This window comes from Sulfitobacter sp. HI0040, assembly GCF_001634885.1.
Classification (GTDB): Bacteria; Pseudomonadota; Alphaproteobacteria; order Rhodobacterales; family Rhodobacteraceae; genus Sulfitobacter.
In genome coordinates this window covers 1-551 of sequence record NZ_LWEX01000462.1, presented here as the reverse complement: position 1 = coordinate 551, position 551 = coordinate 1, and the positions used below count along the sequence as shown (strand labels likewise).

Sequence of the window (551 nt, the reverse complement as noted above, 5' to 3'; positions counted from 1 at the left end):
CCGTGCAATCCGGCATGTTCCGCGGCCAAAGCCGCATCTCGAAGTATGGCAACGCCCGACTTCGCAGAACCCTCTGGATGGCGGGCCAGGTTGCCGTGCTCAAACACACGAACAGCTTCCGCGACAAGTTCGAACGCTACATCGCGGGAGACCGACACAATGCCCATCTGCGCCGCAAGGCCTACACCGCAATCGCGGCCAAGATGGCGCGCACCGTACACGCCGTGGTCAAGCACGGCGAACCCTATCGCCCCTTCTTCGAGGGGGTGAGCCCAGGTGGAAGGACCCTTGTCTGATCAGAGCCGTGGAGGCAGTTCGCTGACCTCGTAGATAATGTTCAGGTCTTCCGCTTGGGATTTTGGATCTCGTCTTAAGGACGGTGAGGGCCGCCATCGCGCGTACCCTGTGTTTGCTATGGGAGAGACCGCTTCTTGACGGCGGAGACCGCCTGGGCAACCATATCAGGGCATCCGGGACACCGGATGCCCCATGACCTGCTGACCTAAGCAGACAAATCTTCCCGATATAGGACGTTATCACTGACGATGCAA

Annotated in this window: 1 protein-coding gene; it reads left to right on the top strand. The window is 59.7% G+C overall.

Going from position 1 to position 551, the window contains the following annotated elements:
* A partial coding sequence (locus A3728_RS19005; RefSeq protein WP_150120888.1) for a transposase occupies positions 1–296 on the top strand: 296 nt, incomplete at its 5' end.
* Positions 297–551: the final 255 nt, after the last annotated feature.